The sequence below is a fragment of the Micromonospora sp. NPDC049275 genome (assembly GCF_043197115.1).
GTDB lineage: Bacteria > Actinomycetota > Actinomycetes > Mycobacteriales > Micromonosporaceae > Micromonospora.
In genome coordinates this window covers 12,618-37,611 of sequence record NZ_JBICSN010000016.1, presented here as the reverse complement: position 1 = coordinate 37,611, position 24,994 = coordinate 12,618, and the positions used below count along the sequence as shown (strand labels likewise).

General features: G+C 71.2%; 26 protein-coding genes. 17 read left to right on the top strand and 9 right to left on the bottom strand.

The window, feature by feature from the left end:
- Nucleotides 1-58: 58 nt before the first annotated feature.
- The 3 genes from ACGFIE_RS29925 to ACGFIE_RS29915 are packed head-to-tail and all read right to left on the bottom strand — an operon-like array spanning nucleotide 59 to nucleotide 2,507.
- A complete protein-coding gene (locus tag ACGFIE_RS29925) occupies nucleotides 59-802 on the bottom strand; it encodes an amino acid ABC transporter ATP-binding protein (RefSeq protein ID WP_393300870.1) in 744 nt (247 codons plus the stop codon).
- Nucleotides 803-804: 2 nt separating this feature from the next.
- The gene (locus tag ACGFIE_RS29920) at nucleotides 805-1,650 is read right to left on the bottom strand and encodes an amino acid ABC transporter permease (protein ID WP_393300867.1); all 846 of its coding nucleotides are present in this window, start codon (nucleotides 1,648-1,650) and stop codon (nucleotides 805-807) included.
- On the bottom strand, nucleotides 1,647-2,507 hold the full coding sequence (locus ACGFIE_RS29915; RefSeq protein WP_393300864.1) for a transporter substrate-binding domain-containing protein: 861 nt from the start codon (nucleotides 2,505-2,507) through the stop codon (nucleotides 1,647-1,649). The genes ACGFIE_RS29920 and ACGFIE_RS29915 overlap by 4 nt, the downstream gene beginning before the upstream one ends.
- A 133-nt stretch (nucleotides 2,508-2,640) precedes the next feature.
- On the opposite strand from ACGFIE_RS29915, the gene ACGFIE_RS29910 reads away from it, so the two are divergent.
- From ACGFIE_RS29910 to pheT, 9 genes are all read left to right on the top strand, one after another.
- Nucleotides 2,641-2,904, top strand: coding sequence for a phosphoribosyl-ATP diphosphatase (locus tag ACGFIE_RS29910; protein ID WP_007458408.1), 264 nt, complete (start codon nucleotides 2,641-2,643; stop codon nucleotides 2,902-2,904).
- Between the two features lie 45 nt (nucleotides 2,905-2,949).
- Nucleotides 2,950-3,795, top strand: coding sequence for an ATP phosphoribosyltransferase (gene hisG, locus ACGFIE_RS29905; RefSeq protein WP_007458410.1), 846 nt, complete (start codon nucleotides 2,950-2,952; stop codon nucleotides 3,793-3,795).
- A 166-nt stretch (nucleotides 3,796-3,961) separates the two neighbouring features.
- On the top strand, nucleotides 3,962-4,435 hold the full coding sequence (locus ACGFIE_RS29900; RefSeq protein WP_363686857.1) for a PH domain-containing protein: 474 nt from the start codon (nucleotides 3,962-3,964) through the stop codon (nucleotides 4,433-4,435).
- A gap of 341 nt (nucleotides 4,436-4,776) precedes the next feature.
- Nucleotides 4,777-5,424: a translation initiation factor IF-3 gene (gene infC, locus ACGFIE_RS29895; protein WP_363686855.1), complete on the top strand. Its 648-nt coding sequence runs from the start codon at nucleotides 4,777-4,779 to the stop codon at nucleotides 5,422-5,424.
- Between the two features lie 19 nt (nucleotides 5,425-5,443).
- The gene (gene rpmI, locus ACGFIE_RS29890; protein WP_007458415.1) at nucleotides 5,444-5,638 is read left to right on the top strand and encodes a 50S ribosomal protein L35; all 195 of its coding nucleotides are present in this window, start codon (nucleotides 5,444-5,446) and stop codon (nucleotides 5,636-5,638) included.
- Between the two features lie 32 nt (nucleotides 5,639-5,670).
- Nucleotides 5,671-6,063 (top strand): 50S ribosomal protein L20, encoded by a 393-nt coding sequence (gene rplT / locus ACGFIE_RS29885; RefSeq protein ID WP_091087503.1) that lies wholly within the window; start codon nucleotides 5,671-5,673, stop codon nucleotides 6,061-6,063.
- 83 nt (nucleotides 6,064-6,146) lie between these two features.
- Entirely contained in the window at nucleotides 6,147-6,944 is a 798-nt protein-coding gene (locus ACGFIE_RS29880) for a TrmH family RNA methyltransferase (protein WP_393300858.1), read from the top strand.
- A gap of 219 nt (nucleotides 6,945-7,163) precedes the next feature.
- The gene (gene pheS, locus ACGFIE_RS29875; protein ID WP_363686851.1) at nucleotides 7,164-8,231 is read left to right on the top strand and encodes a phenylalanine--tRNA ligase subunit alpha; all 1,068 of its coding nucleotides are present in this window, start codon (nucleotides 7,164-7,166) and stop codon (nucleotides 8,229-8,231) included.
- A gap of 40 nt (nucleotides 8,232-8,271) precedes the next feature.
- On the top strand, nucleotides 8,272-10,821 hold the full coding sequence (gene pheT / locus ACGFIE_RS29870) for a phenylalanine--tRNA ligase subunit beta (RefSeq protein WP_393300855.1): 2,550 nt from the start codon (nucleotides 8,272-8,274) through the stop codon (nucleotides 10,819-10,821).
- 108 nt (nucleotides 10,822-10,929) lie between these two features.
- On the opposite strand, the gene ACGFIE_RS29865 is transcribed toward pheT, so the two are convergent.
- The 6 genes from ACGFIE_RS29865 to ACGFIE_RS29840 all read right to left on the bottom strand — a co-directional run bounded on the left by ACGFIE_RS29865 (nucleotide 10,930) and on the right by ACGFIE_RS29840 (nucleotide 17,221).
- A complete protein-coding gene (locus tag ACGFIE_RS29865; protein WP_393300852.1) occupies nucleotides 10,930-11,145 on the bottom strand; it encodes a hypothetical protein in 216 nt (71 codons plus the stop codon).
- 51 nt (nucleotides 11,146-11,196) lie between these two features.
- The gene (locus ACGFIE_RS29860) at nucleotides 11,197-13,188 is read right to left on the bottom strand and encodes a hypothetical protein (protein ID WP_393300849.1); all 1,992 of its coding nucleotides are present in this window, start codon (nucleotides 13,186-13,188) and stop codon (nucleotides 11,197-11,199) included.
- Nucleotides 13,185-14,348: a purine phosphorylase gene (locus ACGFIE_RS29855; RefSeq protein ID WP_393300846.1), complete on the bottom strand. Its 1,164-nt coding sequence runs from the start codon at nucleotides 14,346-14,348 to the stop codon at nucleotides 13,185-13,187. Before ACGFIE_RS29855 ends, ACGFIE_RS29860 begins: the two co-directional genes overlap by 4 nt.
- Nucleotides 14,345-15,079 (bottom strand): NUDIX domain-containing protein, encoded by a 735-nt coding sequence (locus ACGFIE_RS29850; protein WP_393300843.1) that lies wholly within the window; start codon nucleotides 15,077-15,079, stop codon nucleotides 14,345-14,347. The genes ACGFIE_RS29855 and ACGFIE_RS29850 overlap by 4 nt, the downstream gene beginning before the upstream one ends.
- Nucleotides 15,080-15,333: 254 nt before the next feature.
- The gene (locus ACGFIE_RS29845; protein ID WP_393300840.1) at nucleotides 15,334-16,044 is read right to left on the bottom strand and encodes a 5-formyltetrahydrofolate cyclo-ligase; all 711 of its coding nucleotides are present in this window, start codon (nucleotides 16,042-16,044) and stop codon (nucleotides 15,334-15,336) included.
- A gap of 10 nt (nucleotides 16,045-16,054) precedes the next feature.
- Nucleotides 16,055-17,221 carry a helix-turn-helix domain-containing protein gene (locus ACGFIE_RS29840; protein WP_393300837.1) on the bottom strand — a complete coding sequence of 389 codons (1,167 nt, stop codon included), beginning with the start codon at nucleotides 17,219-17,221 and terminating at the stop codon, nucleotides 16,055-16,057.
- A 197-nt stretch (nucleotides 17,222-17,418) separates the two neighbouring features.
- On the opposite strand from ACGFIE_RS29840, the gene ACGFIE_RS29835 reads away from it, so the two are divergent.
- From ACGFIE_RS29835 to ACGFIE_RS29800, 8 genes are all read left to right on the top strand, one after another.
- Nucleotides 17,419-17,769, top strand: coding sequence for a hypothetical protein (locus ACGFIE_RS29835; protein ID WP_393300834.1), 351 nt, complete (start codon nucleotides 17,419-17,421; stop codon nucleotides 17,767-17,769).
- 133 nt (nucleotides 17,770-17,902) lie between these two features.
- Nucleotides 17,903-18,904, top strand: coding sequence for an N-acetyl-gamma-glutamyl-phosphate reductase (gene argC / locus ACGFIE_RS29830; protein ID WP_393300831.1), 1,002 nt, complete (start codon nucleotides 17,903-17,905; stop codon nucleotides 18,902-18,904).
- Nucleotides 18,901-20,073: a bifunctional glutamate N-acetyltransferase/amino-acid acetyltransferase ArgJ gene (gene argJ, locus ACGFIE_RS29825; protein WP_393300828.1), complete on the top strand. Its 1,173-nt coding sequence runs from the start codon at nucleotides 18,901-18,903 to the stop codon at nucleotides 20,071-20,073. The genes argC and argJ overlap by 4 nt, the downstream gene beginning before the upstream one ends.
- Before the next feature lie 55 nt (nucleotides 20,074-20,128).
- Complete coding sequence (gene argB, locus ACGFIE_RS29820) at nucleotides 20,129-21,034, top strand: acetylglutamate kinase (protein ID WP_363686835.1); 906 nt, start codon at nucleotides 20,129-20,131, stop codon at nucleotides 21,032-21,034.
- The gene (locus ACGFIE_RS29815; protein WP_393300825.1) at nucleotides 21,031-22,320 is read left to right on the top strand and encodes an acetylornithine transaminase; all 1,290 of its coding nucleotides are present in this window, start codon (nucleotides 21,031-21,033) and stop codon (nucleotides 22,318-22,320) included. The genes argB and ACGFIE_RS29815 overlap by 4 nt, the downstream gene beginning before the upstream one ends.
- Nucleotides 22,317-23,267 (top strand): ornithine carbamoyltransferase, encoded by a 951-nt coding sequence (gene argF, locus ACGFIE_RS29810; RefSeq protein WP_393300822.1) that lies wholly within the window; start codon nucleotides 22,317-22,319, stop codon nucleotides 23,265-23,267. The genes ACGFIE_RS29815 and argF overlap by 4 nt, the downstream gene beginning before the upstream one ends.
- On the top strand, nucleotides 23,264-23,779 hold the full coding sequence (locus tag ACGFIE_RS29805) for an arginine repressor (protein ID WP_363686830.1): 516 nt from the start codon (nucleotides 23,264-23,266) through the stop codon (nucleotides 23,777-23,779). The genes argF and ACGFIE_RS29805 overlap by 4 nt, the downstream gene beginning before the upstream one ends.
- On the top strand, nucleotides 23,776-24,978 hold the full coding sequence (locus ACGFIE_RS29800) for an argininosuccinate synthase (RefSeq protein WP_393300818.1): 1,203 nt from the start codon (nucleotides 23,776-23,778) through the stop codon (nucleotides 24,976-24,978). The genes ACGFIE_RS29805 and ACGFIE_RS29800 overlap by 4 nt, the downstream gene beginning before the upstream one ends.
- Nucleotides 24,979-24,994 lie beyond the last annotated feature (16 nt).

Here is a 24,994-nt window from a genome sequence, read left to right as displayed (position 1 = left end):
GCCGCTCCGCTGAGGTGTCGGCCGCCTTGGGTGCCAGCCGGCCGGGGGTCCGCCGGCCTCAGAGTCTGCCGGCCTCGATGATCCGGCGCAGGAACTGACGGGTTCTCGCCTGCGTCGGCTCGCCGAGCACCTGCTCCGGTGGGCCGCTCTCGACGACGCGCCCCGCGTCGAGGAAGCACACCTCGTCGGCGACCTCCCGGGCGAAACCCATTTCGTGGGTGGCCAGCACCATGGTCATCCCGTCGGCCTTCAGGTCCCGGATCATCGTCAGCACCTCGCCGACGAGCTCCGGGTCCAGGGCCGAGGTGACCTCGTCGAGCAGCATCAGTCGGGGCGAGTTCGCCATTGCCCGGACGATCGCCACCCGCTGCTGCTGCCCGCCGGAGAGCCCGTCCGGGAAGGCGTGCGCCTTCGCCCCCAGCCCCACCCGGTCGAGCAGTTCGCGGGCCTGCGCCTCGGCCTCGGCGCGGGCCCGCCGGTGCACCCGCCGGGGCGCGAGGGTGATGTTGTCCAACACGCTCAGGTGCGGAAACAGGTTGTACGCCTGGAAGACCATGCCGATCCGCCGGCGCACCCGGTCGGCGTCGACCCGGGGGTCGGAGATGTCCTCCCCGTCCAGCTCGATGGTGCCGTCGTCCACCTCCTCCAGCAGGTTCACGCAGCGCAGCAGCGTGGACTTGCCCGACCCGGACGCCCCGATCAGGGCCACCACCCGGTGCTCGTCGACAGTCAGGTCGAGCCGGTCCAGCACGACCTGGCCGGCGAACTCCTTGCGCAGATCCCGGCAGCGCAGCAGAGCCATGGTCAGCCTCCCGACTGGCGCCGGGCCGAGCGCAGCGTCACCCAGTCGGTGACCGCGATCAGCGGAATCGCGAGCAGCACGAACAGCGCCCCGGCCACGACGTACGGGGTGTAGTTGAACGACTGGGCGGTGGCGATCTGGGCGGCGCGGACCGCGTCGATCGGCCCGGCGAGCGAGACCAGCCCGACGTCCTTCTGCAGGGCCACCACGTCGTTGAGCAGCGGCGGCGCCACCCGGCGGACGGCCTGCGGCAACACCACGTGCCGCATCGTCTGCCGGTAGGTCAGGCCCAGCGAGCGGGCCGCGGCGAGCTGGCTGGGGTGCACCGACTCGATGCCGGCCCGGAACACCTCGGCCAGATAGCCACCGTAGGTGAGCACCAGCGCGAGCCCGCCGAGCACCAGCACCGACGGCATGCCCTGCAGGCGCAGCCCCGGCACGCCGAGGGTGAGCAGGTAGAGCACGATGATCAGTGGCAGGCCCCGGAAGGTGTACGTGTAGCCGGCGGCCAGCGCCCGCACCGGGAAGAAGACCGGGCCGCGCAGTGTCCGCAGCACGGCGATCGCCAGCCCGAGCAGCAGCGCCCCGGCCGCGCAGCAGACCAGCAGCCGGACGTTGAGCCAGAGCCCGTCCAGCACCGCCGGCAGCGCGTCGGCGCCGATCCGCGGGTCCAGGAACGACTGCCGGACCCGGTCCCAGCCCGGCGCGCCGGTCACGGCGACGACCAGCAGCGTGCCGAGCGCCGCCGTGGAGAAGGCCGCGATCAGCACGCTGTGGACGCTCTGCCGACGCCGGTACGCCGACCGACGGAGCTGCGCCGCGGAGGGGGTGTGCTCCTGCGGCGTCACCGCAGCTCGGCCGCCCCCGCCACCTGCGTGAGCCACTTCCGCTCCAGCTCGGTCAGCGTGCCGGCCTCGCTGAGCTGACCGACCGCGCCGCTCACGCAGCGGGTCAGCGGTGAGTTCTTGTCCAGCAGCAGCCCGAACGCCTCGGGCACGCCCACCTGCGGGACCTGACCGACGATCACCGCATCGGTGATCTCCGCGCCGGTGATGTAGAAGGCGGTCGGCAGGTCCACCACGAGCCCGTCGATCTGCCCGTTCTGCAGGGCCTTCTTGGCGTCGTCGTTGCTGTTGTAGACCTGCGGCTTCGCGGTGGGCTTGAGGACGTCCGTGATCGCCTGGTAGCTGGTCGTGCCGACCTGGGCGCCGAGCTTTGCGCCGCGCAGGTCCGCCAGAGACGTCTTGCCGGCGATCTTCGAGGACTTCAGCGCGATGACGGTCTGGCGCACCAGGTAGTACGGGGCGGAGAAGTCCACCGCCTGCTTGCGCTCCTCGGTGACGGAGAACTGGTTGATGTCGAAGTCGAAGTTCTTCGGACCGGGCGCGATCGCGGTGTCGAACTTGACCCGGGTCCAGGTGACGTCGCTCCGGGCGTAGCCCAGCTTCTCGGCCACCGCGTACGCGACGGCGGCCTCGAAGCCCTCGCCGCTGTCCGGCTTGTCCTTGCGGAACCACGGCTCGTAGGCCGGCTGGTCGGTGGCGATGGTGAGCTTGCCCGGCGTACGGGTGGGCAGGCTGTCCTTGGCGCAGGGCGGCGGGGCGGTGACGGTGGGGGTCGGTGACTCCTTCTGGGGCGCGCATCCGGTGGCGGCGACGACGACACCGGCGAGGGTGAGCGCGAAAAGACGTGAGCGGCTGGCCATGGCGGACAGCGTAAAGCTCCATGGGCGTCGATCGAAGATTTTCCCACCATGTCGGTAGGGAATTGTCCGCCTGCTGGGTCGGGGTGGACCCGGACTCGGGGCGCCGGCCCGGCGGCTGGAAGAATCGTTCCCCGTGAAGACGTTCGAGGAGTTGTTCGCCGAGCTGCAGGCCAAGGCCGCTGCCGGCACCCCGGGCTCGGGCACCGTCGCCGCGCTGGAGAAGGGCGTGCACTTCATCGGCAAGAAGGTCGTCGAGGAGGCGGCCGAGTCGTGGATGGCCGCCGAGCACGAGGGGCCGCAGCGCACCGCCGAGGAGATCTCCCAGCTGCTCTACCAGGTCCAGGTGCTGATGCTCGCCAGTGGTCTCGAACTGAAGGACGTCTACCGACATCTGTGAGTGCGCCCCGTCGTTGATCAGACCCGATCGAAGGAGCACTCAGTCATGTTGCGTGTCGCCATCCCCAACAAGGGCACCCTGGCCGAGCCGGCCGCCCAGATGCTGCGCGAGGCGGGCTACCGCCAGCGCACCGACCCCAAGGATCTCGTCTGCCGCGACGAGGCCAACGACGTCGAATTCTTCTACCTGCGTCCCAAGGACATCGCCACCTACGTCGGGTCCGGTGACCTCGACCTCGGCATCACCGGTCGGGACCTGCTGATCGACTCGGCCGCACCCGCCGAGGAGGTCGTCGACCTCGCCTTCGGTCGGGCCACCTTCCGCTTCGCCGCCCGCCCCGACGACATCGCCTCCGTGCAGGAGTTGGGCGGGCACCGGATCGCCACGGCGTATCCCGGGCTGGTCGAACGGCACCTCGACGAGGCGGGCGTCAAGGCCGAGGTGATCCGCCTCGACGGTGCCGTGGAGAACGCCGTACGCCTCGGTGTCGCCGACGTGATCGCGGACGTGGTGGAGACGGGCGCGACCCTGCGTCAGGCGGGCCTGGTGGTGTTCGGCGAGCCGCTGCTGCGCTCGTCGGCGGTGCTGGTCCGCCGCGCCGGCGCGCCGCCGCACGCGCAGGCCGAGCAGTTGCTGCGCCGCCTGCACGGCGTGCTGGTGGCCCGCCGCTACGTGATGCTCGCCTACGACGTGCCGGCCGGTCTGCTGGACCGGGCCAGCGGGCTGACCCCCGGCATCGAGTCGCCCACCGTGTCGCCGCTGCACCGCGAGGGCTGGGTGGCCGTGCAGGCCATGGTGCTCCGCGACGACGTGCACCGGATCATGGACGAGCTGTACGACCTGGGCGCCCGCGCCATCCTGGTCACCAACATCCACGCCTGCCGCCTCTGACCCCTGAATCAACTCGGGTTCGCTGAAACGGGGGTGTCCGCGCGCCAGGGGCACCCCCGTTTCGCCGAGCTCGGGTGGATCATCCGCGCGGTGCCGGCATCGACGGCGGGTGGTGGCTCGGCGGGTGGTGCGGCTGCCGGCCGGGTGCGGATGGCAGACTGGTGGGGTGAGTGAAACCGAGCTGGTCCGCCTCAAGCCCCGCCGGATCCGGGTGGTGTGCTGGTCGGCGGCGGTCGTGCTGGTGGTGGTGTTCGCCCTGGTCGCCACCTCGCTGAGCGGGTCGACCGGCGACGGTTACGGCAGCTTCCAGCGCGGCGACCAGATCGCCATGATCGGCCTGGGCATCTTCGGGGCGCTGGGTTTCCTGCTGTTCACCCGCCCGCGCGTGGAGGCGGACGCGCGCGGCGTCCGCGTCCGCAACGTCATCAGCTCGTACGAGCTGCCCTGGGAGGTCGTCCGGGGTGTCCGCTTCGACCGGGGCGCGCCGTGGGCCAGCCTGGAGCTGCACGACGACGACCTGCTGCCGATGGTCGCCCTGCAGGCCGCCGACAAGGAGTTGGCCGTCGACGGGGTCCGCGCCCTGCGCCGGCTGCACGAAGCCCACCTGGCCCGCCTCGCCGAACGCGCCGTCGACCGCTGACCCGCCGCGCCACCGGCGCCGCCGTGTCCGGTTTGGGGGGCGGTCGGGCCATGGGGTATCGTTATGGAGTCGACCAGGCTGTCTCCGCATGCGAGCAGACAGCCTCGAAAGCGGAGCGCCTGCTCCCACCCGAGTCGCCGCCACGGTGGCCGGGTCCGGTCACCGGTTCCGGGCACGCCCCGGTCCCGGACGTGTGATCCTGTGATCACGCCGACCGGTCGAGCGGGCCCTGGCATGCGCCGGGGCCTTCTGCTTTTCGGGTCGGTTCCCACCCGGGAGCCGCAGGGGTCGGCGACTGAGCAGAAACGACTCGAGGAGGCCCCATCAGCGTCGAACCACGCGTGAACGAGCAGATCCGGGCACGTGAGGTCCGACTGGTCGGCCCCGAGGGTGAGCAGGTGGGCATCGTCCCGCTGGAGCGCGCCCTTCAGCTGGCCGCGGACGTCGATCTGGACCTGGTCGAGGTTGCGCCGATGGCGCGCCCGCCGGTGTGCAAGCTCATGGACTTCGGCAAGTTCAAGTACGAGAGCGCACTCAAGGCGCGCGAAGCGCGGCGTAATCAGCAGCAGACCGTCATCAAGGAAATGAAGCTCCGTCCGAAGATCGACCCGCACGACTACGAGACCAAGAAGGGTCACGTGGTGCGGTTCCTCAAGGCGGGCGACAAGGTCAAGGTGACGATCATGTTCCGCGGTCGCGAGCAGAGCCGCCCGGAGCTGGGTTACCGGCTCCTGCGCCGGCTCGAATCCGAGATCACGGACCTGGGATACGTCGAGGCCGCTCCGAAGCAGGACGGTCGAAACATGATCATGGTTCTCGCTCCGCATCGGGCCGTCAAGGCCTCCGCGGTCGCCGCTACGGCGTCCCGCGGTGCACCTCGGGACCGGGGGGCGGACGAGTCCGCGCCGGTCACCGATGAGACCGCGGCGGCCGGCGAGACCGCAGCAGCCGTTGACGGTGGCACCGCCGCCGACACCAGCGGCGAGTAACAGGGGAGAGACGTTCCACATGCCGAAGATGAAGAGCCACACGGGTATGGGTAAGCGGGTCAAGGTGACCGGCAAGGGCAAGATCGTTGCCCAGCAGGCCGGCCTCCGCCACAACCTGGAGAAGAAGCCCTCCACCCAGACCCGCCGGCTGACCGGCACGGTCGTGCTGGCCAAGGCCGACGTCAAGCGCATCAAGAAGCTGCTCGGCCGCTGACGCGCGCCACCTTTACGTAAGAAGGAGTTGAGATGGCACGCGTCAAGCGGGCTGTAAACGCCCAGAAGAAGCGTCGTACCCTGCTGGAGACCGCGAGTGGTTACCGTGGTCAGCGCTCCCGCCTGTACCGCAAGGCCAAGGAGCAGGTGCTGCACTCGATGCAGTACGCCTACCGGGACCGTCGTGACCGCAAGGGCGACTTCCGGCAGCTGTGGATCCAGCGGATCAACGCGGGCGCCCGGGCCAACGGGATGACCTACAACCGTCTGATCCAGGGCCTGCGTCTGGCCGGCATCGAGGTGGACCGCAAGATCCTCGCCGACATGGCTGTCAACGACGCCGCCTCTTTCGCGGCGATCGTCGAGCTGGCCCGGGCCGCGGTCGCGGCCGAGGGCACCGGCGGCGCGGCGGCCCAGGCCGCCTGATCCCCCCGCACCAGAGCGAGGCGTCTCCCGTGTCGGCACCGCCGTCCGGGGGGCGCCTCGATCGTGCCGGAGGAACACCCACCATGGCCTTCACCCCGCGTACCCCCAGGATTGTCGCCGCCCGCCGGTTGCAGCGCCGCCGGGACCGCGACGCGACCGGCCGGTTCCTGGCCGAGGGGCCGCAGGCGGTCCGCGAGGCCCTCGCGCGGCCGGGGGTGGTCACCGAACTGTTCGGTACGCCCGCCGCCCTCGACCGGTATCCGGAGCTGGCCGCCACGGCGGCCCGCGCCGACGTGCCGGTCTCCGAGGTGACCGACGATGCCGTCGCCGCGTTGGCCGAGACCGTCGCCCCACAGGGGCTGGTCGCCGTCTGCCGGCACCTGGACGTGTCGCTGGAGCAGGCCCTCGCGGGCGGGCCCCGGCTGGTGGCGGTGCTCACCGAGATCCGCGACCCGGGCAACGCCGGCACGGTGCTGCGCACCGCCGACGCGGCCGGGGCGGGCGCGGTGATCTTCGCCGGGGACGCCGTCGACCCGTACAACGGCAAGTGTGTCCGGGCCTCGGCCGGCAGTCTCTTCCACGTCGACGTGGTGCGCGCCGCCGACCCGGTCGCGGTGGTCGACGCGCTGCGGGCCGCCGGGCTGTCGATCTTCGCCACGACGGGGTACGGCGACGACGACCTGGACGACATGACCGACTACGGCCGGCTCGTCGCGCCCACCGCGTGGCTGTTCGGCTCCGAGGCGCACGGCCTGCCCGAGGAGTTGACAGCCGCCGCCGACGCCCGGGTGCGGGTGCCCCTGTACGGGCGCGCGGAGAGCCTCAACCTGGCTGCCGCCGCCGCGGTCTGCCTGTACGCTTCAGCGAGAGCACAGCGCTGAGGGTGATCGTGCCCGGCGCGACCGACAGCAGGGGAGAGCATCCGCCCATGAACGCGACAAGGCGTTCGTTTAGCCAGCCCGCCGGTGTCGGCGGGCGGCGGGCCTGACCTGCTCCCTGCGCAACTCCTACCGGCGGGCTGCGGCACAGCCGCGCGTCCGTAGACTCGCCTAGCCGCCCCGGTGAGGGCTGGCGCCGCCGTGAGGGAGTGCCCGTACGCCATGAGCTACCGAAACGATCCGTACGACCCGAAGCAGGTCGCCCTGCTCGACCCCGCCGCCCTGGACGAGGCCGTCGCGGACGCCACGAAGGCGTTCACGGCCGCCGCCGACCCGGACGCGTTGACCGCGCTACGCCCCGCGCACCTCGGTGACCGCTCCCCGGTCTCCCTCGCGCGCCGGGAGATCGGCGCGTTGCCGCCGGCCGCCAAGTCCGACGCCGGCAAGCGGGTCAACGAGGCCCGACGGGCGATCGAGACCGCGTACGCCGACCGCGCCGAGGTGCTGGAGCGCGAGCAGGCCGAGCGGGTGCTGGTCGAGGAGCGGGTGGACGTCACCCTGCCCTACGACAGGCGTCCACGTGGCGCCCGGCACCCGCTGAGCACCCTGATGGAGTCGATAAGCGACCTCTTCGTCGGGATGGGCTACGAGGTGGCCGAGGGACCCGAGGTCGACCTGGAGTGGGTCAACTTCGACGCGTTGAACATCCCCGCCGACCACCCGGCGCGCGGGTTGATGGACACCTTCCACATCGCACCGGAGGGCTCGGGTCTTGTTCTACGAACGCACACCTCGACGGTGCAGACCCGCACGATGCTCAGCCGCAAGCCGCCGATCTACGTGATCGTGCCGGGCCGCGTCTACCGCACCGACGAGATCGACGCCACCCACAGCCCGGTGTTCCACCAGGCCGAGGGCCTGGTGGTCGACAAGGGCATCACGATGGCGCACCTGCGGGGCACGCTGGACCACTTCGCCCGGGCGATGTTCGGCCCGGAGGCGAAGACCCGGTGGCGGCCGCACTACTTCCCGTTCACCGAGCCGTCGGCCGAGTTCGACGTGTGGTTCCCGGAGCACCGCGACGGCCCACAGTGGGTCGAGTGGGGTGGCTGCGGCATGGTCAACCCCCGGGTGCTGCGCGCCTGCGGCGTCGACCCGGAGGTCTACTCCGGATTCGCCTTCGGCATGGGCATCGACCGGACCCTGATGGTCCGACACGGGGTCAGCGACATCCGCCATCTCTTCGAGGGCGACGTGCGGTTCAGCCGCGCGCTCTCCACCGGGGCGTAGGCGATGCGGGTACGAGACACGGGAACGGTGGTCTGACGTCATGCGAGTTTCTGTCAGTTGGCTGCGGGAGTACGTCGACCTCCCCGCCGACCTGCCCACCGGTGACCTGGAGCAGGCCCTGGTCGACCTCGGCATCGAGGTCGAATCCATTGTGGACCTGCGCGCGAGTGTCACCGGTCAGCTCGTCGTCGGTGAGGTCCGCGAGATCGAGGAGCTCACCGGCTTCAAGAAGCCGATCCGGTTCTGCCGGGTCGACGTGGGTGCCGCCAACGGCACCGGCGAGCCGCAGGAGATCGTCTGCGGGGCGCGCAACTTCGCCGTCGGCGACCGGGTGGTGGTGGTCCTGCCCGGCGGTGTGCTGCCCGGTGGCTTCGCGATCGGCGCCCGCAAGACGTACGGGCACAACTCGGCGGGCATGATCTGCTCGGCGAAGGAGCTGGGCCTGAGCGACGATCACTCCGGCATCATCGTGCTGGGGTCGGACGTGACGGCGAAGCCCGGCGACGACGCGCGCCCGGTGGTCGGCCTCGACGACGTCGTGTTCGATTTGGAGATCACCCCGGACCGGGGGTACGCGCTGAGCCTGCGCGGCCTGGCCCGGGAGCTGTCGCACGCGTTCGACGTGCCGCTGCGCGACCCGGGGATGGCGCCCGCCCCGGCCGGCACGGCGACTCCGCCGTACCCGGTGGAGGTCCGCGACACGGTCGGCTGCGACAGGTTCACCGCGCGCCTGGTCCGCGGCGTCGACCCGACCGCGCCCACGCCGTCGTGGATGGCCCAGCGGCTGGTGACCGCCGGCATCCGCAGCATCTCGCTGCCCGTCGACATCACCAACTACGTGATGCTGGAGCTGGGCCAGCCGATGCACGCCTTCGACGCCGACCGGATCGCCGGGCCGCTGGTGGTCCGCCGCGCCGAGGCGGGGGAGAAGCTGACCACCCTGGACGGCGTCAACCGGGTGCTCACCGCCGACGACATGGTCATCTGCGATGACACTGGCCCGATCTCGCTCGCGGCGGTGATGGGCGGCGAGACCAGCGAGGTCGACACCGGAAAGACCACCAACGTGCTCTTCGAGGCCGCGCACTGGGACCCGGCGATGGTCGGGCGCACCGCGCGCCGGCACAAGCTGTTCAGCGAGGCCGCGAAGCGCTGGGAGCGGGGCGTGGACCCGGCCGTGGCGCTTGTCGCGCTGGAGCGTGCCGTGCGGCTGCTCACCGAGCACGGAGGCGGCACCCCGAGCACGGAGATCCTGGACACCGACCACGTCCGGCCGCGTACCCCGATCAGTCTTCCGGCGGACCTGCCGACCCGGCGGGTCGGCGTCGAGTACCCGCCGGCGCGGGTCGTCGCACTGCTGGAGCGGGTCGGCTGCACCGTCGCGCAGGGCGCGGACCGGCTGTCCGAGGACCCGGGCGCGGTCGGCGTGGCCAGCGGCGTCGGGACGGTGCTGAGCGTCACCCCGCCGACCTGGCGGCCCGACCTGACCGACCCGGCCGACCTGGTCGAGGAGGTCGTCCGCCTCGACGGGTACGACAGGGTGCCGTCGGTGCTGCCGACCGCACCGCCCGGTCGCGGTCTGACCCCGCGCCAGCGTCGCCGCCGGGCCGTCGCCGGATCGCTTGCCGAGCGGGGGTACGTGGAGGTGCTCGCGCACCCCTTCGTGTCGCCGGAGCTGGCCGACCAGCTCGGCCTGCCGGCCGACGATCCGCGCCGCCCCGCGGTGCGGCTGGCCAATCCGCTGTCCGAGGAGGAGCCGCTGCTGCGCACCACGCTGCTCGGCCCCCTGCTCGGCATCCTCAAGCGCAACCTGGGCCGTGGTCACCGCGACCTCGCCCTCTACGAGATCGGGGCGGTCTTCCACCCGCGTCTCGGCGCCGGCAGCCCGCCCGCCATGGGCGTGGACCGCCGCCCGACCGACGCGGAGTTCGCCGCCGCCGACGCCGTGGTGCCGGCGCAGCCGGTGCACGTCGCGGCGGTGCTCGCCGGCGACCTGGATCCGGCCGGCTGGTGGGGCGCGGGTCGACCGGCCGGCTGGGCGGACGCCATCGAGTCGGCCCGTGACGTGCTGGCCGCCGCCGGGATCCCCGACGAGCGGGTCGAGGTGCGTGCCGCCGAGTACGCGCCCTGGCACCCCGGCCGGTGCGCCGAGCTGCGCGTCGACGGTGCGGTCGTCGGGCACGCCGGCGAGCTGCACCCGACGGTGGTGGCGGCGTTGGAGCTGCCCCGCCGCACCTGCGCGCTGGAACTGGACCTCGACGCGCTGCCGTCGACTCCGGTGACGCCCGCGCCGGCGGTGTCCGGTTTCCCGCCGGCGCTTATCGACGTGGCGTTGGTGCTGGACGACTCGGTGCCGGCCGAGCAGGTGCGCCGGGCGCTGGAGGCGGGCGCCGGCGAGCTGCTGGAGGATGTGCGGCTGTTCGACGTGTACGCGGGCGCGCAGCTCGGTGCCGGTCGCCGGTCGCTGGCGTACAAGCTGACGTTCCGTGCGCCGGACCGGACGCTCACCGTCGAGGAGGCGCTGGCGGCGCGGGACGCGGCGGTCGCCGTCGCGGCGGAGCGCCTCGGCGCCACCCTGCGCGGCGCGTAACCAGATCGGCCCGCCCCGGCCCCGCGATCTCTTGATCCGCGGGGTCGGGTTCGAGTCCCTGGCGGCGCACCAACGATCAAGGCCCTGACCTGGTGGTTTGATACCGGGTCAGGGCCTTTTCGTGTTCCCCCGGGTGCTGGCGTCGAGTTCCGGCACCAGCGAGGACGGGTTCGACCAATATTCGCCGATGGATGCCAGCGAGTGCGCGCCAGGGTAGCTGAGTGAGCCCATCACGACGTGATCGTGGCTGGTGTTGGTGGCGGCGAGACCTAGGCTTGCGCCGGTCCAGACAACGTCACCTTTGCCGAGCTTGGTTAGGAACAACGTGGCGATCGGGCACCGGCGGCCGCCACAATTCCCGGAGACGAATCGTCGTCAGTCGCTCACGTGCCGAATAGCATTTGCGAGGCTAGCAATTTTCTCATCGGCGCGGCGGCGGCGGTGCCTCACCCACTGCTTGCCTTCAGCCGCGATTCCCTCCAGGACGTGCAGGGTGTGGCTGAGTCCGGACGCGTCCTGTGACAGCTCGGTGATCTTTGTCGGGTCATCCTCATGTGGGTCGGTCTCGCCATCTGGCACGCTCACCTGCACCGAAACCGGATCGCCGTTGAAGAGCGTCAGCTTGAAGGTCTGCTGTTGTCCGGCGACCCCTTCGATCCGTACGGCGGCGACGGCGTCGAAGCGGTAGTTGAGGCGCTGAGTGATCCGGCTCGTGGCCAGCTCGAAGTCCAGTTCGATGTCGACCTGCCGAACGCCATCCTGGGTGAGCAAGAAGAGCAGGAGTTGATACCGGGAGTATCGCCAGGGGCCACGGGGGTAGCGGGCCCGCTTGCAGGCGCGGCCGGGTGCCTCGATGAATGCGTGCGCGATGACCTGGCTGGGATGCAGTTGGAATTGCCTCATGGCCTGGTCGACGAGGACCTTGCGGTCGTGTTCCAGCCAGGCCGCCATCTCGGCGTCAGAGGGGCTGTCGGCCAGCTTCGCCTGCCACTTGCGGTACGCCGCCCATTGGGCTTGGTCCCGGAGCAGCCGTTCCACTTCATCGTCGGATACGCGGCGCCGTTCGGCGATGATGCGAAACCCGGCACGTTTGGCCGGCACCGCCGACGCCACCGCCAGCAGGAGCCACGCGGTGGCGTGCAGGGGATCAAGCGTGATGCTGCCCGCCATGGCCATGACGGCGCCACCGGTGAGCAGTACCAGGCCGCCGAGATGGAGGGTGCGTGTGCGGACGGGGAGGCGCAGCCCCTGCCGGTGGGCCGTGAGAGTGTCGCGCTCCCACCGGTTCCGGACGTTCCCGACGAGGTGCCGGACCAACCAGGCGATGCGGTCGGCCCCGACGCGTTGTTCCCGGTAGATCTCCACCAGCTCGTCACGCAGCTGCCGCCGTATCCCCGCGGTCTGGTCGAGCCAGTACCCGCGATCGGTGCCGCGCGGTACATATCGGGCGAAGTAGTGGTTGAACATGCGGTCTACCCTGCTCGCGAATCCGCCCGTCGGCGCTTCGGGACGGCGCTGGGTGGGCGGGCGAAGCTGTGCCTCCTTGGCGTGCATGCGCGCCGAGCGGTAGTGGCGGTCGGCGCCCCCGACACCGTAGGCGGCGAGCCCGCCGACGCCGACGAGCGCGCCGGCGATGGGACCGAGTCGTCCCGTCGCCATGGCCAGCGCGACCAGGGAGGCGACGGAGAGCGCGGCGAAGGCCGCAGCGATACCGAACTGGAGCCAATTGCGCACAGTTACGGCGGCGGGAGCCACCTCCCGGGTACGGGGCTGTGCGGGCACGGGTTGGAAGAACTTCCATACCCGGTCGACCCGGTCGTCGCTGGTGCGCCGTGATACCGCCAGAGCAACGGACCGTTGCCACATCTCGTTCTGGATCGTGCCGTCGAGCAGTGCCTCGAGGTGGCCGTAGACGCTCTCCCGCTGTCGATCACCCAGCGCGTCGATCTCCTTGATGACGAATTCTGCTTCGGCCGGGCTGACCGGGGTCAGCAGCCGAAGGACAGCCTGCACGCCGGCTGCCCACGGTTCGTTGGCATCGAGCGGCAGCAGGCTGCCACAGATGGCGGTGAGACGGTCCAGGTCACCGTCCCCGAGTTGGCGCAGGGTGCGTCCGCTTAGTAGGGCGATCAACCTGTAGAACTGCACTTCGGTGGTCTGGAGGCCACCGGCGGCGGCGCGTTCGAGCAGCCGCACTGCCTCGTCGCGTACCCGGGCGTCGAGGTACTTCACTCCAGCCTCGAACTGCTGCTCCGGGGTCGGATTGGGGGGCAGGGTGTAGTAGTTGATGCCGCCGTGCACAGTCCCGGCCTGCACGCCAACGTACGCGTCTCCGTCCGCGACGTTCGTCGCCGCTTCGGCCGTCACTGGAGCGTCTTCACCGCGGCGATGATGCCTGCGAGGTGTGCGGCCAACTCGGCCACCTCGCCGACGAGGCCCCGCAGCCGCCGCAGTGCGAGCAGCAGCCTGCTCCTGCTGCCGGCCGCCCCTTGCCGGACGCAGTCGGCGGCGGTGTCCAGCTCCGCTTCGGCAGCCTCGTAGGTGTCGTTGTCGAGGCCGCCGTCCCGGTGTGCCTGCTTCAGGTCACGCCGAAGCTCGCCGAGGCTCGCCGCCAGGTCGGCCGGCCGATCGGCGCCGGCGCCGATGACGACGCCGCCCTGAATCTGCCCGGCCTGGATGCCCACCCTGGCATTGCCGGTGGCCACGTTCCGGTTCGTCATTCGCACAGGCGCACTCCTGTCGCTGTCGGTGTCACTGGTTGCGGGGGTTGGGGGGTTCTTCACCAGTTCCTGGGCCAGTGCAGCGGCGAACGCGGCGGCGTGCCGTGCCGCCCGGGGCTGCCAGTTCTGTTCGTCTTTGCTCGTCTTGGTGCCGTCGGCGTGGTCACTGATGCCCCGTACCACCACAACCGGCAGGGCGCGGTTGAGGTGCCCGGCCTGGGCGACGCCCGCCGCCTCCATCTCGATCGCCAACGCGTCGTTGTAGTGCTGGCGGATCCACCGCGCCTGCTCCGAGACCGCTGAGTCCTGCACTACCTCACCGGCCGCGATGGCACCGAAGTGGACGGTGGCGGGATGTGGCTCGGCGGTGAGCCCGTCGCGCCACCGCCCGGAGCGTGCTACGTGGTGGGCGATCTGGTCGGCCTCGTGCGGGATTTCCCAGGCCTTGGGCCGGGCCTTGAGCCCGTCGTTTTCGCTGGTGCCGCCGTGGTAGGCGTAGACCTTGCTCGCCACCACCACGTCGCCGAGCCGGATGTTCGGCCACAGGCCTCCAGCGACGCCTACGAAGAGCACGGCGGCCGGGGAGAACTCGGCCATCGCGCGCTCCGCGAGGACGGCGGACGGGTGGTTGCCCTTGCCCACCAAGGCCAGCGCGACGCGGCAGCCTCCGCGGCCGAGCCGGCCGACCTCGAAACGGGTCCCGGCAGCGTGCCGGTGCACCGTGAGGTCGGACAACCGCTCGCAAACCGCCTCGTACTCCAGATTGAGCGCCGTGAGGATCACGATGAGCCGATCTTTGGTGCTCATGCCGTCTCCTTGTCTTCCGGGTCCGGTCCAGAAGGCCTGACCATGGGGGGATGCAGTGTGGTGTGAGGGCCCGGGCGGAACAGTTGGGCCGGCCGGCCGCCGTCCGTCCGTCGGGTCGCCTCCACCGGGACGATGAAGCCGTCCACGCTGCGAACCTTGCGGTAGAAGTTGCGGGGGTCGAGGGGTGCGCCCCATACCGCCTCGTAGACGGTGCGGAGGTCGGCGATCGTGAACGTCGGTCCGCAGAACGCGGTGGCGAGTGCGGTGCGTTCGAGCTTCTCCCGGGCCCGTTCGACCCCGTCAGCGAGGATCCGCCGGTGGTCGAAGGCGAGCCGGACGTTGCCAGCGAGGGATTCGTCCACTGGCCTCCAATAGGCGGAAGAGGCGTCGCTGCCGGCGACGGGCTCCGGCAGCGCCGGCGCGATCGCCAGGTAGGCGACCGAGATCACCCGGCCCCTCGGGTCGCGTCCAGGTGTCCCGTAGACGCCAAGTTGTTCGAGGTGCGGCCGGTCGGCACCGAAGCCGGTTTCCTCGGCGAGTTCGCGGTGGGCGGCGGCGAGCAGATCTTCCTCATCGTGGCCGAGGAAGCCGCCGGGCAGCGCGAGCGCCCCGCGGTGAGGTTCGACGCCGCGCTCGATGAGCAGGACCTGGAGGACGGCTCCGCGCAGCGTGAGGATGACGAGGTCCACCGCGAGAAGAACCCTCGGAGCGACCCAGCGATCGTCGGACATGAATCGACACTAGAGTTAGCGTCACTCTGACGTAAAGGTGCTCCAGCTGTCGGATTCCGGCACACCCTGGGTGGGAGGACGCCTGCCTCGACCCGATGTAACAGGGGCGCGAGCACGTCGTTTGCATCGCTCATTCAGGGACGGTGCCGGAATTCTTCTCACCGGGACCCTTCCGCTCCGGCGGCGGTGGTGACCCGACCACGCCAGCGACACCATGGTGGCGACAGCCTTCTGGCGTCCTGTGGCGTAACTCGCTAGGCGCGCAGTATGGGAATGCTGTCGAGCTGATCTTGACGAAGGTTCGATCTGATGATGCCGGACGGCCGCCCCCGGTCGGGTCTACAAGCCACGACCTCGTTCGGCGTGACCGCGAAGCCGACGCGGAAGTCATGGTCCGTGTCGGGCAGCTCGTCTTCCAGTAGCTGGGTCTGGTGGATCGTGGTGGCGATGGCGGTCTCGGTGGTGACGAGTCCGGCCTCGGTGAGGAGGGCGATCTCCAGGTCGGAGTAGCCGGCGCCCTTGCCGATCCGCACGCCGCTGTAACGACTGACAGCAACGCTGCCGCAGACGATGAGGTCTACCGGACGCATCTCGTCGGGTCCCACGGTGGGAGCGACCTGCGGTGCGCCGCTACTGGTAACTGCGGTCTCGATTGGTGCGGTGAGGATGGCGGGGTCGAGCAAATAGAAGGGCTTTGGGGTGGCGAGTTTCGGGACCGCCATGTAGAGCAGTTTGCCTTCCCGCAGGGCTCGTACCCGGACGGGAAGTTGGGCCCGGTCCGGGTTGCACTTGATGACTCGGGCGTTCTTCCAGATGTCCAGCTCCGCGAGGTGGGTTGCGGCCTCCTCCTTGCCGACAAAGTCAGGGATGTGACCGTGCACGCCGGGTGGGGCGGCGCCCTGACGTTCGAGGAGGTCCCATACGTGGTGCCGAACGGCGTGTTTGGCGCGGTCGATGTCGGTCACGTTGGTGCTCCTATGGGCTCATGAGGGTGAGGAGCCGGTCGTTCACGTCCTGGACCGAGGGCTCGTTGCGCCAGGGTCGTAGCTGTCTCGCGGCGGCGAAGGCGAGGTTGAGTCCGCCGCCGGCACGAGTCCGCTCGATGACGTCGATGGCCTGCTGCAGGTAGGACGTTGCGGCGTCGACGTCGCGTTGGAGGATGCTGGCGAGGGCGAGGTTGCCGAGGATGACGGCTGTGGATTTGCGGCGTGCGGCGATCAGTTGTCGGGCGTTCTCCAGCGCTGGTACTGCTTGGTCGGGCTTGTTGAGGGAGAGCCAGCAGGAGCCCGCGAGCCTCGTGTAGTGGCTGGGGCAGAAGATGTCGGTGGCTGGGTCTCGGGCGTCCACGGCGGCGAAGTGAGCTTCAGCGGCACCGAGAGCGTCGGAGCATTCCCCGGCCTGACCGAGCATCGCGTGTGCCTCAGCCCGGTGCAGTTGGGCGAGGCCGGCGATGACGTGACTGTCGTTCTGACTGACGGCGGCGGCGCGGATCGTCAGGACAAGACCGGCGTTGGGTTGGTTGGTGCCGTAGAGGGCGACGTAGCTCTTACGGAGCAACGCGTTGGCCTCGGTGACCGGGGCTCGCGTTTCCTGGGCCGCGCTGATCGCCTGGTCGAAGTAGGCGGCACTGGTGACATGCTCGCGCCGCTGCGAGGCGTCCCAGACGAGTTGGCCCATCAGCGTCGCTGACTCGGCGACTGCTGCCGCCAGCTCGCGCTGAACCGGCCCGTTGCTGGCGTGCTGGCGAAGGAAGATTGCCTGACCGTGTAGTTGCCCGGCCTCGGCGAGGAGGAGCGTCGAGGGCGTCTGGTCGTAGCGCTCGTCGAGGCGCCGCACGTGCTCCCTCAGGTGCGCCACAGCTATCAGGTCGACGCGGCCGGGGTTGCGCAGCACGTAGCCGAGACGCTCGGCGGGTGGTGCCGGTGTCTGGCCGACGTCGGCCAGGAGGTCGGCCAAATCCTCGATCGACAGCTTGAGGGCCGCGGCGAGACGCGGCCGGTGCCAGGGCTGCGGGTCAGTCTCCGCCCGTTCCCACCGCACGACTGTGGAGCGGTCGACGCGGAGGGCTTCGGCGAGGCGTTCCTGGCTCAGACCGACCGTCTTACGGCGCTGGGCCAGCCGGTGCCGACGCCTATCCGCCACGTGCCGCCTCCCTTCGCCGCCATCCGTCACGGTCCATTCACCCAGCTCACATCCTGCGACGCAATGGGGATGCGTCAGTTCTGCGTCGTTGCCGCGCTGGGCACCAGCGACCGCCGGGACTTGTCTAGACGCATTGCAACAACGGGTGCGAATGCGGCAGATGTTCGAGCGGCAGGCCGGAGAGAGAGTAGGCACCGATGAACGAAGAGTCGACGGGTCTCACGCGGGCACAACGCCTCGACTCCGGGCACAACGAGCACACCCCGTTGCGCCCGATCTGGCTCTGCCGTGCCTGCGGCCAACCCTGGCCCTGTGGCCGGGCGAAGCTCGCTCTCGTCACCGAGTACGACGGCAACCGGGTCAGCCTGTTCCTCTATCTGGCCCGTCTGCTGCATGACGCCATCGACGACCTGCACAAGCTCAACCCGACCACCACCGGGCGCGCCAGTGACATGTTCGATCGGTTCCTTGGCTGGCCCGCCCGACACACCCGCTCCGACCGGATGGCGGCGATCGATTCCCCACGGCCCGCGGAGCCAGAAGCATGAAAGGCTTCCCGCTCTCCGGGTTGGGATACAACACCGTACGGCCGTCCGCTCATTAGCATGCACTGCTCTGCATGAACTTGCACTCGTGAGTCGTCCTTGTTAATCTTCTCTGCATAGTCATGCGGAGGTGAGTATGGGGATCCGAGTCGCGGTCGCCGGAGCGAGCGGGTACGCCGGAGGTGAGCTGCTGCGCCTGGTCGCCGGGCACCCGGAGTTCGATCTGGTCGCCGCCACCGCGCACCGCCAGGCCGGGCACCGCGTCGACGTGGTGCACCCGCAGCTCACCGGGCTCGACCTGGTGCTCGGCGAGACTGATCCGTCCACCCTCGCCGACGCCGACCTGGTCTTCCTGGCGCTGCCGCACGGCGAATCGGCTGCCCTCGCGGCCCAGCTCCCGCCCGAGGTACGCATCGTCGACCTGGGCGCCGACCACCGGCTCGCCGACCCGTACGCCTGGGCGCAGTACTACGGCGGCACGCACGCCGGCCAGTGGACCTACGGGCTGCCCGAGCTGCCCGGCCAGCGGGAGTTGATCGCCGGGTCGACCCGTGTCGCCAACACCGGCTGCTACGCCGCCGCCATCACCCTGGCGCTCGCACCGCTGATCGCCGACGGCGCGGCCAGCCCCGCCGACGTGGTGGTGGTCGCCGCCTCCGGCACGTCCGGCGCGGGCCGGGCGGCGAAGCCCCACCTGCTCGCCAGCGAGGTGATGGGGGACCTGTCGCCGTACCGGGTCGGCACCCACCAGCACGTACCCGAGATCAAGCAGGCCACCGGCGCCACCGGCCTGTCGTTCACGCCCGTCCTGGCACCGATGCCGCGCGGCATCCTGGCCACGGTCACGGCGGTGCCGGCGCGCGGCGTCGACCCCCAGGAGGTGCTGGCGCGGGCGTACGCGGACGCGCCGTTCGTGCACGTGCTGGCGGAGGGGCGCTGGCCGCACACCGCGGCGACGCTGGGTTCCAACTCGTGCCACCTGCAGGCCACCGTCGATGTCGACTCGGGTCGGTTGATCGTGCTCAGCGCCCTGGACAACCTGGGCAAGGGCGCCGCCGGTCAGGCCGTGCAGAACGCCAACCTCATGCTCGGCCTGCCGGAGACGACGGGCCTGTCGATCTGGGGAGTCGCACCATGAGCGTCACCACCCCTCAGGGTTTCCGGGCGGCCGGGGTCGCCGCCGGTCTGAAGGCTAGCGGTGGCGCGGACGTCGCGCTTGTGGTCAACGACGGTCCGGACGCCGGTGTCGCAGGTGTCTTCACCACCAACCGCGTCAAGGCCGCGCCGGTTCGCTGGACCCAGCAGGTCGTGCAGGGCGGTGTGGTCCGCGCCGTGGTGCTCAACTCCGGTGGCGCGAACGCCTGCACCGGGCCGGCCGGCTTCCAGGACACGCACGCCACGGCCGAGCACACGGCCGCCGCGTTGAGCGCGGTCAGTCCACGGCTGCTCCTCGGCGCCGGGGAGGTGGCGGTCTGCTCCACCGGCCTGATCGGTGAGCGGTTGCCGATGCCGAAACTGCTGCCCGGGGTCCGCGCGGCGATCCGAGGGCTGTCGCGCGACGGTGGCCCGGCCGCCGCCGAGGCGATCATGACCACCGACACCCGGGCGAAGACGACTGTGGCGCGGGGCAGCGGCTGGACTGTCGGTGGGATGGCCAAGGGCGCCGGGATGCTCGCTCCGGGCATGGCCACCATGCTCTGCGTGCTCACCACCGACGCGGTGGCCGGGCCGGCGGCGCTGGACGAGGCGCTGCGAGCGGCCACCCGGGTCACCTTCGACCGGGTCGACTCCGACGGATGCATGTCCACGAACGACACGGTGCTGCTGCTGTCCAGTGGCGCGAGCGGCATCGAGCCGTCCCCGGCCGAGCTGGCCGCGGCGGTGACCACGGCCTGCCACGACCTGGCCCAGCAGTTGGTTGCCGACGCCGAGGGTGCCACCAAGCAGGTCGCCATCGACGTGGTCGGCGCCGCCGACGAGGACGACGCGGTCGAGGTGGGCCGTTCGGTGGCCCGCAACAACCTGGTCAAGACCGCCCTGTTCGGCAACGATCCGAACTGGGGCCGGATCCTCGCCGCCGTCGGCACGACCACCGCCGCCTTCGACCCGGACGAGGTGGACGTCGCCGTCAACGGGGTGTGGGTGTGCCGGGGTGGCGCGGCCGCCGAGGACCGCTCGAAGGTCGACCTCACCGGCCGGGACGTGACGATCCGGATCGACCTGCACGCCGGCGACGAGATGGCGACGATCTGGACCAACGACCTGTCGCACGCGTACGTGCACGAGAACTCGGCGTACTCGACGTGAGCGCGAGGAACGCAGCGCAGCGGAGTCCCGCAGTCGCGAACGAAAGGTCGGCACGGTGAGTCTCAGTGGCGATCTCACCCGCGCGCAGGCCAAGGCGGAGACGTTGATCGAGGCGCTGCCCTGGTTGGCGCGTTTCTCCGGCTCGACAGTGGTGGTCAAGTACGGCGGCAACGCCATGACCGAGCCGGCGCTGCAACGGGCGTTCGCGGCCGACATGGTGTTCCTGCGCTACGCCGGTCTGAAGCCCGTCGTGGTGCACGGCGGCGGCCCGCAGATCTCCGCCATGCTGGGCCGGCTCGGCATCGCCAGCGAGTTCCGGGGCGGCCTGCGGGTGACGACCGCCGAGGCGATGGACGTGGTCCGGATGGTGCTGGTCGGGCAGGTGGGCCGGGAGCTGGTCGGGCTGATCAACTCGCACGGCCCGTTCGCCGTGGGGCTCTCCGGCGAGGACGCCCGGCTGTTCACCGCGGTGCGTCGCCCGGCGTACGTGGACGGGCTGCCTGTCGACGTCGGCCAGGTCGGCGACGTCGAGTCGGTGGACACCTCGGCGGTGACCGACCTCATCGACGCCGGCCGGATCCCGGTGATCTCGACGGTCGCGCCGGACGTCGACGGGGTGTTGCACAACCTCAACGCGGACACCGCCGCCGCCGCGCTCGCGGTCGCGTTGCGGGCCCGCAAGCTGGTCGTGCTCACCGACGTCGCCGGCCTGTACGCGGACTGGCCGGACACCACCAGCCTGATCTCCGAGATCACCGCGGACGACCTGGCCAAGCTGCTGCCCAGTCTGGAGTCGGGGATGGTGCCCAAGATGGAGGCATGCCTGCGCGCGGTGCGTGGGGGAGTGCCCGCGGCGCACGTCGTCGACGGTCGGGTGGCGCACTCGACGTTGCTGGAGGTCTTCACCTCCGAAGGGTTCGGAACGATGGTAGTGCTTCAGGACGGGATGGTCGGGGCATGAGCAGCCTGGTGCAGCGGTGGAAGCAGTCCATGATGGACAATTACGGCACCCCGCCGCTGGGGCTGGTCTCCGGCGCGGGCGCCGTGGTGGTCGACGACGCGGGCCGCGAATATCTGGACCTGGTCGGCGGGATCGCCGTGAACGCCCTCGGCCACGCCCACCCGGCGGTGGTGGCGGCGGTGTCCAAGCAGGTGGCCACGCTCGGGCACGTCTCCAACCTGTACGCCGCCGAGCCGCCGGTCGCCCTCGCGGAGCTGCTGCTGGCCCTCGCCGGCCGGCCCGGCCGGGTCTTCTTCGCCAACTCCGGTGCGGAGGCGAACGAGGCGGCGTTCAAGCTGTCCCGGCGCACCGGGCGCACGCACGTGGTGGCCACCAACGGCGCGTTCCACGGCCGCACCATGGGCGCTCTCGCCCTCACCGGCCAGCCGGCCAAGGCCGACCCGTTCCGGCCGCTGCCCGGTGAGGTGACACACGTCGACTTCGGCGACGTCGCCGCCCTCGAGGCGGCGGTCACCGACGCCACCGCCATGGTGATCCTGGAGCCCATCCAGGGCGAGAACGGCGTCGTGGTCCCGCCGGCGGGCTACCTCGCGGCGGCGCGGCGGATCACCGCCCGGCACGGGGCGCTGCTGGTGCTCGACGAGGTGCAGACCGGTATCGGCCGCACCGGGCACTGGTTCGCCCACCAGGCCGAGGGCGTGGAGCCCGATGTGGTGACGCTGGCCAAGGGGTTGGGTGGCGGGCTGCCGCTCGGCGCGACGCTGGCCTTCGGCCGGGCCGCCGACCTGCTCACCCCCGGCTCGCACGGCACCACCTTCGGCGGCAATCCGGTGAGCTGCGCCGCAGCGCTCGCCGTGGTGGCCACCATCGCCAACGAGGGGCTGCTCGACCACGTCAAGCGCGTCGGCGAACGGCTGCGCCGGGGCGTCGAGGCGCTGGGCCATCCGCTGATCGACGGCGTACGCGGGGCGGGGCTGCTGCTCGGCGTGACGCTCACCGCGCCTGTGGCGCCGGTCCTCGCCGGGGCGCTGCGGGATGCCGGCTTCCTGGTCAACGCGGTGCAGCCGGGTGTGGTCCGGCTGGTCCCACCCCTGATCCTCACCGCCGCGCAGGCGGACGCCTTCCTCGCCGCCCTCCCCGCCGCCCTGGACGCGACGGTCCCGGCGGCCGCCGGGACCGACGCAGATCTTGGTGCGAAGGCGCCCCTCCAGGGGCCGGAATCCTCCAAGATCTCGACGCCCACCACGACCACGCCGACCACCACGACCACGGGGACGACCGCATGACTCGGCACTTCCTGCGCGACGACGACCTTTCGCCGGCCGAGCAGTCCACGGTCCTCGACCTGGCCGCGCACCTGAAGGCGGACCGCTTCGGTCACCGGCCGCTGGCCGGCCCCCGTTCGGTGGCGGTGCTGTTCGACAAGCAGAGTCTGCGCACCAGGATCTCGTTCGACGTGGGGATCGCCGAGTTGGGCGGGCACCCGCTGGTCGTGGACACGCAGGTCACCCACTTCGGCCGGGGGGAGTCCCTGGCGGACGCGGGACGTGTGCTGTCCCGCTACGTCGCGGCGATCGTGCTGCGTACCCACGGGGACGAGCGGATCGCCGAGGTGGCGGCGGGCGCCACCGTGCCGGTGGTCAACGCGCTCACCGACGGCTTCCACCCGTGCCAGCTGCTGGCCGACCTGCTGACCGTGCGGGAGCGGTGCGGCGGCACGGCCGGCCGCACCCTGACGTACGTGGGCGACGGCGCGAACAACATGGCGCAGTCGTATCTGCTGGCCGGGGCGCTGGCCGGCATGCACGTGCGGATCGCCGGGCCGGCGGGGTTCGCGCCCGATCCGGCCGTCGTGGACCGGGCGACCCGGATCGCCGCCGACACCGGCGGGTCGGTGCGGGTGCTGACCGACCCGACCGAGGCGGTACGCGACGCCGACGTGCTGGCCACCGACACCTGGACGTCGATGGGGCAGGAGGCCGACGGCCTGGACCGGGTCACCCCGTTCCTGCCCTACCAGGTCAACAAGGAGCTGCTCGGTCAGGCCGCGCCGGACGCGATCGTGCTGCACTGCCTGCCCGCCCACCGGGGCGAGGAGATCACCGACGAGGTGCTCGACGGCCCGCAGAGCGCGGTCTTCGACCAGGCGGAGAATCGACTGCACGCGCAGAAGGCGTTGCTGGCGTTCCTGCTGGACGCGACGGGCGACGCCGCGACCGGAGACCGACGATGACCGGGCCGCTGACCCGAGCCGCCCGGCACGCCCGGATCGTGGAGCTGATCCGGGACCGACCCGTACGGTCGCAGACCGAGCTGGCCGACCTGCTCGCCGCCGACGGCGTCGTCGTCACCCAGGCCACCCTCTCGCGGGACCTGGAGGAGCTGGGCGCGGTCAAGGTGCGCGGCGGCGACGGGCCGGCCGTCTACCTGATCCCGGAGGACGGCCAGCGGCCGCTGCGCGACGCCGAGGCCGCGCCGGCCCGGCTGGTGCGGCTGCTGCGTGAACTGCTCAACGGGGTCGACTCCAGCGGCAACATCGCCGTGCTGCGTACCCCGCCGGGCGCGGCCCAGTACCTGGCCAGCGCGTTGGACCGGGCGGGCCTGCCGGAGATCGTCGGCACCATCGCCGGCGACGACACCATCCTCGTCGTGGCCCGCGAGGCCGTCGGCGGGGCCGCACTCGGTGACAAGCTCGCCGGCTGGGCCCGCCGGGACGACACCGTCGAAGGGAACACCACGTCATGACCGAGCGGGTCGTCCTCGCGTACTCCGGGGGGTTGGACACCTCCGTGGCGATCCCCTACCTGGCCGAGCAGACCGGCGCCGAGGTGATCGCGGTGGCGGTCGACGTCGGGCAGGGCGGGGAGGACCTCGACGCCATCCGGCAGCGCGCGCTGGACTGCGGCGCGGCGGAGGCCGAGGTCGTCGACGCGCGCGACGAGTTCGCCGCCGACTACTGCGTGCCGGCCATCCGGGCGAACGCCCTCTACATGGACCGCTACCCGCTGGTGTCGGCGCTGTCCCGGCCGCTGATCGTCAAGCATCTGGTGGCGGCCGCGCGTACGCACGGCGGGACGATCGTGTCGCACGGCTGCACCGGCAAGGGCAACGACCAGGTCCGGTTCGAGGTGGGCCTGAACGCGCTCGCCCCCGACCTGAAGATCATCGCCCCGGCCCGCGACTTCGCCTGGACCCGGGACAAGGCGATCGCGTTCGCCGAGGAGAAGGGGCTGCCGATCGACGTGTCGGCGAAGTCCCCGTACTCGATCGACCAGAACCTGTGGGGTCGCGCCGTGGAGACGGGCTTCCTGGAGGACATCTGGAACGCGCCGATCGAGGACCTCTACTCGTACACCGACGACCCGGCGGAGCCCCGCGACGCCGACGAGGTGGTGATCACCTTCGACGGCGGCGTACCTGTCGCGATCGACGGCGAGACCGTCACCCCGTACCAGGCGATCCTGGAGCTCAACAGGCGTGCCGGCGCCCAGGGCGTCGGCCGGCTCGACATGGTCGAGGACCGCCTGGTCGGCATCAAGAGCCGTGAGGTGTACGAGGCGCCCGGCGCGATCGCGCTGATCACCGCCCACCAGGAGCTGGAGGCGGTGACAGTCGAGCGGGACCTGGCCCGGTTCAAGAAGAGCGTGGACCAGCGCTGGGGCGAGCTGGTCTACGACGGCCTGTGGTTCTCGCCGCTGAAGGACTCGCTGGACGCGTTCGTCGACGACGCGCAGCGGCACGTGAGCGGCGAGGTGCGGCTGACCCTGCACGGCGGCCGGGCGACAGTCACCGGCCGGCGCTCCGAGGAGAGCCTCTACGACTTCGGGCTGGCGACCTACGACACCGGGGACACCTTCGACCAGTCCCTCGCGAAGGGCTTCGTGCGGCTGTGGGGTCTGCCGAGCGGGCTCGCCGCCGCGCGGGACGCCCGGCTGGGAGGCTGACGACCATGGGGACCAC

Bases quoted from the DNA above. Each gene is read 5' to 3' on its own strand.
- argC (WP_393300831.1), top strand. From the start codon at position 17,903: ATGGGGATCCGAGTCGCGGTCGCCGGAGCGAGCGGGTACGCCGGAGGT.
- ACGFIE_RS29805 (WP_363686830.1), top strand. From the start codon at position 23,264: ATGACCGGGCCGCTGACCCGAGCCGCCCGGCACGCCCGGATCGTGGAG.
- ACGFIE_RS29915 (WP_393300864.1), bottom strand. From the start codon at position 2,507: ATGGCCAGCCGCTCACGTCTTTTCGCGCTCACCCTCGCCGGTGTCGTC.
- hisG (WP_007458410.1), top strand. From the start codon at position 2,950: ATGTTGCGTGTCGCCATCCCCAACAAGGGCACCCTGGCCGAGCCGGCC.
- ACGFIE_RS29835 (WP_393300834.1), top strand. From the start codon at position 17,419: ATGAACGAAGAGTCGACGGGTCTCACGCGGGCACAACGCCTCGACTCC.
- ACGFIE_RS29850 (WP_393300843.1), bottom strand. From the start codon at position 15,079: ATGTCCGACGATCGCTGGGTCGCTCCGAGGGTTCTTCTCGCGGTGGAC.
- pheT (WP_393300855.1), top strand. From the start codon at position 8,272: ATGCGAGTTTCTGTCAGTTGGCTGCGGGAGTACGTCGACCTCCCCGCC.
- ACGFIE_RS29925 (WP_393300870.1), bottom strand. From the start codon at position 802: ATGGCTCTGCTGCGCTGCCGGGATCTGCGCAAGGAGTTCGCCGGCCAG.
- ACGFIE_RS29880 (WP_393300858.1), top strand. From the start codon at position 6,147: ATGGCCTTCACCCCGCGTACCCCCAGGATTGTCGCCGCCCGCCGGTTG.
- ACGFIE_RS29855 (WP_393300846.1), bottom strand. From the start codon at position 14,348: ATGAGCACCAAAGATCGGCTCATCGTGATCCTCACGGCGCTCAATCTG.
- argJ (WP_393300828.1), top strand. From the start codon at position 18,901: ATGAGCGTCACCACCCCTCAGGGTTTCCGGGCGGCCGGGGTCGCCGCC.
- rplT (WP_091087503.1), top strand. From the start codon at position 5,671: ATGGCACGCGTCAAGCGGGCTGTAAACGCCCAGAAGAAGCGTCGTACC.
- argF (WP_393300822.1), top strand. From the start codon at position 22,317: ATGACTCGGCACTTCCTGCGCGACGACGACCTTTCGCCGGCCGAGCAG.
- ACGFIE_RS29800 (WP_393300818.1), top strand. From the start codon at position 23,776: ATGACCGAGCGGGTCGTCCTCGCGTACTCCGGGGGGTTGGACACCTCC.
- ACGFIE_RS29815 (WP_393300825.1), top strand. From the start codon at position 21,031: ATGAGCAGCCTGGTGCAGCGGTGGAAGCAGTCCATGATGGACAATTAC.
- pheS (WP_363686851.1), top strand. From the start codon at position 7,164: ATGAGCTACCGAAACGATCCGTACGACCCGAAGCAGGTCGCCCTGCTC.
- rpmI (WP_007458415.1), top strand. From the start codon at position 5,444: ATGCCGAAGATGAAGAGCCACACGGGTATGGGTAAGCGGGTCAAGGTG.